Raw genomic sequence first — 5,997 nt, 5'->3', positions numbered from 1 at the left:
GGGGCTGCACCCCCCTCCCCGTCGGCCCCTCCCCCAATGGCGATACCCCCCACGGTCCACTGCATGGGGATTTTCTCTCGCTCCGATCACTGCGTGTGCCTAAAATAATATCCGGCAGTGTTCAAACTCTTGTACCCGAGAAGCCCAATCATCCCCGACTCGTGTATTGGGGGACAACCATTCCGATCGGAACGCTGCGAGTAGCACTTACCGAAACCTGAGGCCGTCGAAGACCCGGCGGGATTAGTGGCTTGAGAAGACCCCTCACCGTCCCCGGCAGATCTCGTCGACGGCCGCAATCAGGAGATCGATCTCCTGCTCGGTCGTGAAGGCCGCCATGCTCGCTCGCACCGTCCCCTCCGGGAGGCCGAGGTGCTCCATCAGCGGCTGGCAGCAGTGGTGCCCCGACCGCACCATGATATCCGCCTCCTCGTCGAGCATCTGTGCGGCCTCCTGGGGGTGAACGCCGTCGATGGTGAACGAGACGACCCCGATCCGGGCATCCGGGTTTTTCCCGGCGTAGACCGTCACCCCGTCTATCGCGGAGAGTCCCTCGATCAGCCGGCCGGTCAGGCGCTCTTCGTGCCGGTGGATCTTATCCATCCCGATCGCCGAGAGGTAATCCACGGCAACGCCGAGCGCGATCCCGCCGCCGACGTTCGGGGTCCCGGCCTCGTAGCGCTGGTAGCCCTCCGCCGGATCGTAGCCTTCGGCGGTCACGCTCGTGACCATCCCTCCGCCGAGGGTCGGCGGCTCGAAGAGCAGGTCCCGCATCCAGAGGACACCGGTCCCGGTCGGCCCGAACATCTTGTGCCCCGCAAAGCAGAGGATATCGCAGCCCAGGTCCGTAACGTTCACCGGCATGTGCGGGAGCGACTGCGCCCCGTCCACCAGGAGGAGGGCGCCGTGCTCCCGGCAGAGCGCCGCGATCTCCGCCACAGGCGTCGTCACGCCGAGGACGTTCGAGGCGTGGGTGACGGCGACGAGCCGGACGCCGCCCCGGGCCAGGGTCTCCTCGAGCGCCGCAAGGTCGAGCGAGTAGTCGGCATCAATCCCGATCACGTCGACCGCGACCCCCTGCTTTGCAAGCACCCGCCAGGGGAGGAGGTTTGAGTGGTGTTCGAGGATGGTGGTCACCACGCGGTCGCCCGGTTCCCAGGAGAGCCCCTGCGCGACCATGTTGATCGCGTCGGTGGCGTTCTTCGTAAAGACCGTCACCCCCGCCTCCCCGCCGATGAACCGGGCCACCTTCTCGTGGGCGTGCCAGTAGCGCTGCGTCGCGATCCGGGTCAGCCGGTGGACGCCCCGCCCGACGTTAGCCCGGTAACGGTGCTCGAACTCGACGAGCGCCTCCACCACCGGCTCCGGTGAGAAACTCGTCGCCGCGTTGTCGAGATAAACGATATCGCCGAGGATCGGGAAGTCTTTCCGTATCGTATCGGGAGTGAACTCAATCTCTGCCGGCCGTGCCGGCTCACGGGTCTTCATCGTCTTCGTCGTTGCCACCTCCACTCTCTTCTTCATGGGCGCCTCACGCAGGGTGAAGTCCTCGTTCACGGCGATGCCCCGGTCCCTGCAGATCTCGCGCATCTTCGGGGGCAACGCCCGCCACCGCCAGAGTCCCCAGCGATGGTAGGCGTCCGGCAGGCCATTCTTCTCCGCCCACCTTATAAGGAATTCGTCCCAGCGGTCCGTCAGTTCCGGGTGCATCTCCCGGAGGCCTTCGTACTCGCTCTCGAGCACCGCCGGGCAGAGGTAGCAGCCTATCCGCTCAAGCCCCTTCTCGTAGAGCGGGTTCATGGGGACCTTCTGCCACCAGAGGTAGAGGAAGACCTCGAGCGCCCGCCAGCTCCGGATCGGCGAGACGTTCAGCTGCAGGGGGTTTGCCGGGTTCTGGCTCGTCTCATCGAGTTCAGCCCGGTTCCAGGACTCGTACCAGCGGTTCCCCTGGATGGTGACGCAGGGGCCGGTATCGGCGAGGTAGATCTTTAAGGGGTGGAGTTTTAAGAGCTTGCAGCACCAGCGGTGGTCCTTCCCCGGGGGGCCCGCCTTCTCGACCGCCTGGAAGAAGTCGCCGCCCTTTCTGATGATCTCGACGCCCTGAGACGCCACGAACTCCACGGTCTCGGGGAGTTCGATCCCGGTATCGATGAAGAACGCCTTCTCCACCCCCGCCTTCCGGGCGAGATGGAGGACGGCGGTGCTGTCCTTGCCGCCGGAGAACGAGACGTTCACGCACGGCCGGTCGTTCATGTGCTTCTTGATGGTCCGGATCGCGTTCCGCTCGAGGTTCTTTAGGTGGTAGCGGTTCTTCTCGATCACCGTATCCCAGTCCGGGTCGGGCCGGTTCCGGGGTGTGACGGGAGCGAGCTCCTTCACCCGGACCTGCCCGTCCCTGACGACGCCGGTGCCGAACCGGTTCCTGTAGGCGACGATGACCGTCCCGTCGGGCACGGGGTTCTTCAGGGGGAACCGTTTCCCGCCGATGCGTCCTTTATGGGCGCTCACCGCGGGCTCGGCCTCGAGGTCGACGATCCCCCGGGTCGCATGCGGCAGGATGTATGGGAGCGCCTCGGGGGCGATATCCAGGCTGAACCTGCGGATGACCGGGTCGAACGTGAGCCAGCCGAACCGCTCGCCGTGCACGATCACGAGGTCGGCCCGGTCGGCGCCTCCGGTCTTGTTTAAGAGCACGACGCGGGGCAGGGGGACGTCGCCGAACTGCTCCGTGAGAAGCCGCCGGATGAGGGCCATATCCGCCGCGAGGGCCGGGCGGACGTCGTGCGGCTGCAGGAGCGGAACCTCCCGAACCCCCGTCTTGCAGGCGCAGGTGCGCCCGATGAGGGGGACGTTGCACTGGTCGCACCAGTAGAGGAATTTTTTGACTGCCGGTTCGCGTATCACGTAAAGAATAATTGGTTGCTGCAGACATTAAGTGAACCGGTGGTAAAACGCCGCGAAATACCCGGCTTCCGGACCGCCCTTCCCTTCATCGACGCCTGAGCGGCAGAACGAGACCGGCGCCGAGTGCGATCAGGATGACCGCGGCAACCCGGGTGAGGATGGCATCGGCGTGTCTCCGCCGATGGATGCCGGGGATGCAGGGTCTCGTCGTGCCGCTCCGTGATCAACGCAAGATTTATTCGTATAAAAACGAACAATATGGTTATGCCATCATGCTGTGTGAACAACCTTGGCGGGAAGGTGATCCTCATGGGCGTAACCCCCGATCAGGTGAACGACTACGTGCGAGAGCACTGCAAGGAGTACTACGAGATGCCGCCGGGCTTTGTCTTCAAGGATATCCGGGTGCTCCTGACGTCCCCCATGCTCGTCGGTCTCCAGATCCGGAAGAAGAGGATCCTGCTCCCGTTCACAAAGCGCTGCTCCAATCCCGGGACGATGCTCTATGAGATCGCGGCAAAGGAGGCAGACCTCGATTTCATCCGCGGCAGCCTCGCGAAGGCCCCGGAGTGATGGCGGGCGGCTGTGCGGGAGCAAGTCAGTGCAGCGTGTGTCATTCCTCCCGACACTCGACCGATCCGCTGCTGCGCGGGCCGGGTCCCTCCATCGGCTCGATTTCAACGTATTCCGCTACACGGATGAGACGACATGACCGATCGCTATATAGTCCCTGACTGAAAAACCTTATAACGATCATTGTGGGCATCAAGGATTGGGTAGTTCCTCAGGATAAGGTGTTCTTCGATCTCTTCGATAGAATGGCCGCGACTGTCGTCTCTGCGGCCGATCTGCTCGTCGACCTCGTTGAAAACTTCGAGGATGTGAAAGAGCAGTGCCGCCAGATGAAGCAGATCGAGCACCAGGGCGATGAGATATCGCACGAGATCTACGAGCAGCTGAACCGGACGTTCATCACACCACTCGAACCGGAAGAGATCTCCCGCCTCGCATCGGCGCTGGACGATATTCTTGACTACATCGACGGCACCGCGCAACAGATGTACAGCTACGGGATCACCGAGACCGATGATTCGATGGTCCAGCTTGCAAAACTGATCCAGCTCAGTGTTGTCGAGATCGAGAAAGCCGTCAACGGCATCCGGACGATCAAGAACCCGAGCCTGATCGAGGAGCGGTGCATTGAGGTGAACCGGCTGGAGAACGTCGCGGACAACGTCCTCGGTCATGCCATCATGGACCTCTTCAAGACGAACGATGCGATCACCATCATCAAGCTCAAGGATATCTACGAAAATCTGGAGATGGCGACCGATAAGTGCGAAGATGTCGCAAACGTCTTGAGCGACATAGCCATCAGACACTCCTGACCGCCATGGATCCGATCATCATCCTTGGCATCGTTCTGGCTCTTCTTTTCAACTTCTCAAACGGCTTGAACGATGCTGCAAACTCGATCGCAACCATCGTCGCGACCAAGGCCTTAACCCCTCTACAGGCAGTCCTCCTCTCAGGGGTCTTCAACCTCCTCGGCCCCCTCCTCTTCACGACGGCGATTGCGGCGACCATCGGAAGGGGGATTGTCGATCCCTCATTTCTTACGCCGGCGCTGATCCTCATGGCCCTGGTCGGCGGAGTGCTCTGGGTTCTTGCAACATCTCTTCTCGGCATCCCTGTATCGAGCAGTCATGCCCTGATCGGGGGGCTGCTTGGTGCCGGGATTGCAGGTGCCGGCGCGGGAGCGGTCATCTGGCCGTCGCTTGCAATGGTCGAGCAGACGGCCTTTTATGGGCTTACGGGTGCCGCCCTTGGTGCTGTCGCCACGGGGATATTTGCGCATCGGAGGGGCGAGTTCAAGCCGTGGAACCTCCTCGTTGGCGGACTCATCGGGGTGACGGTGGCCATCCCGCTCGCTATCGCAACGGGACTTTTGAACATCAGCGGCATCCTTGGTGTCATCATCTTCATCGTCGTCTCCCCTATGCTCGGGTTCATCGTCGCGTTCGTCTTCGGTACCACCGTTGCTTACGTCTTCCGCAACTATGCTCCGCGGCGCCTGACAGGCCTCTTTCGAAATCTCCAGATCTTCTCGGGATCGCTCCAGGCGATCGGTCACGGCGGCAACGACGCCCAGAACGCTATGGGGATCATCACCGCCATGCTCCTTGCCGGCGGGCTGATCTCCGAGTTCGCCGTCCCGCTCTGGGTGATACTGGTCTCTTCGCTTGCCATCTCCACCGGTACCCTCCTCGGGGGCTGGCGGGTCATCGACAAGATGGCCAACCGGATCACCCGGATCCGACCCTACCAGGGGTTTGCCGCATCGACATCCGCCGGGGGTGTTTTATCGCTGATGAACGTCTTTGGCGTCCCGGTCTCGACGACCCATGCGACAACCGGCGCGATCATGGGTGTCGGCGCGACCCGCGGCTACTCGGCGGTCAAGTGGGGCGTGGTCCGCGAGATCCTCATCGCCTGGTTCCTGACGATCCCGGCCGCGGCGGTCGTGGCCTGGTTCTGTTATACCCTCGCCCACAATCTGATCGGGGGGGTGTTTTGAGGGTAAGGAGGAATTGTCCCGGGTGTCTGGAGGGAAGTTGGGTGGCAGGGAATCATCTTGCCGGGTATGCTACGGCAAGCCCGATCATAACCGGATCGGATGGGATGTGTGTCGAGCATCTTCTCCTGTAGAGTACCTTACTTTCCGGATGATTCAGATATTCCACCCTCATTTTTCATGCCATCGATAGAGCTGAGTCGATTAAATATCTGAAAACGAACAATATCATGTGGGTTCCCCATCGCGTGGGGATGAACCGCTCGCATCTGGAGGTCGCTATGGTTCATGATAGCGTTCCCCATGCACGTGGGGATGAACCGGAGCCGTTAACAGTTCAGACTCTCCTAAACGGGCGTTCCCCATGCACGTGGGGATGAACCGGGCGGTGCGGAAGTGGTGCCGGGCCGGTGACCGCGTTCCCCATGCACGTGGGGATGAACCGTTTACCGTTTCCGGCGACCGACGGAAGCGCAAGCGTTCCCCATGCACGTGGGGATGAACCGGGCGCGGTCGAT

The 5,997-nt window shown here is 62.0% G+C and carries 4 protein-coding genes and 1 CRISPR repeat array; of the genes, 3 read left to right on the top strand and 1 reads right to left on the bottom strand.

Annotation, left to right across the window (positions count from 1 at the left end):
- Positions 1–264: 264 nt before the first annotated feature.
- Positions 265–2,904, bottom strand: a complete 2,640-nt coding sequence (locus tag QZ650_RS01495) for an aminotransferase class V-fold PLP-dependent enzyme (RefSeq protein WP_292518074.1) — start codon at positions 2,902–2,904, stop codon at positions 265–267.
- Between the two features lie 264 nt (positions 2,905–3,168).
- Between QZ650_RS01495 and QZ650_RS01490 the strand changes: the two genes are divergently transcribed.
- From QZ650_RS01490 to QZ650_RS01480, 3 genes are all read left to right on the top strand, one after another.
- On the top strand, positions 3,169–3,477 hold the full coding sequence (locus tag QZ650_RS01490) for a DUF1894 domain-containing protein (RefSeq protein ID WP_292518076.1): 309 nt from the start codon (positions 3,169–3,171) through the stop codon (positions 3,475–3,477).
- 185 nt (positions 3,478–3,662) lie between these two features.
- Positions 3,663–4,292, top strand: coding sequence for a DUF47 family protein (locus QZ650_RS01485; protein ID WP_292518077.1), 630 nt, complete (start codon positions 3,663–3,665; stop codon positions 4,290–4,292).
- A 5-nt stretch (positions 4,293–4,297) separates the two neighbouring features.
- The gene (locus QZ650_RS01480; RefSeq protein WP_292518079.1) at positions 4,298–5,482 is read left to right on the top strand and encodes an inorganic phosphate transporter; all 1,185 of its coding nucleotides are present in this window, start codon (positions 4,298–4,300) and stop codon (positions 5,480–5,482) included.
- A gap of 230 nt (positions 5,483–5,712) precedes the next feature.
- A CRISPR array of direct repeats spans positions 5,713–5,986; the repeat unit is 29 nt; unit sequence GCGTTCCCCATGCACGTGGGGATGAACCG.
- Positions 5,987–5,997: the final 11 nt, after the last annotated feature.

Origin of the sequence: Methanoculleus sp. (genome assembly GCF_020696975.1) — an archaeon.
In the GTDB taxonomy this organism is placed as follows: Archaea; Halobacteriota; Methanomicrobia; order Methanomicrobiales; family Methanoculleaceae; genus Methanoculleus.
The sequence above is the reverse complement of the archived record's forward strand: the minus strand, read 5'-3'. Positions and strand labels throughout refer to the sequence as shown.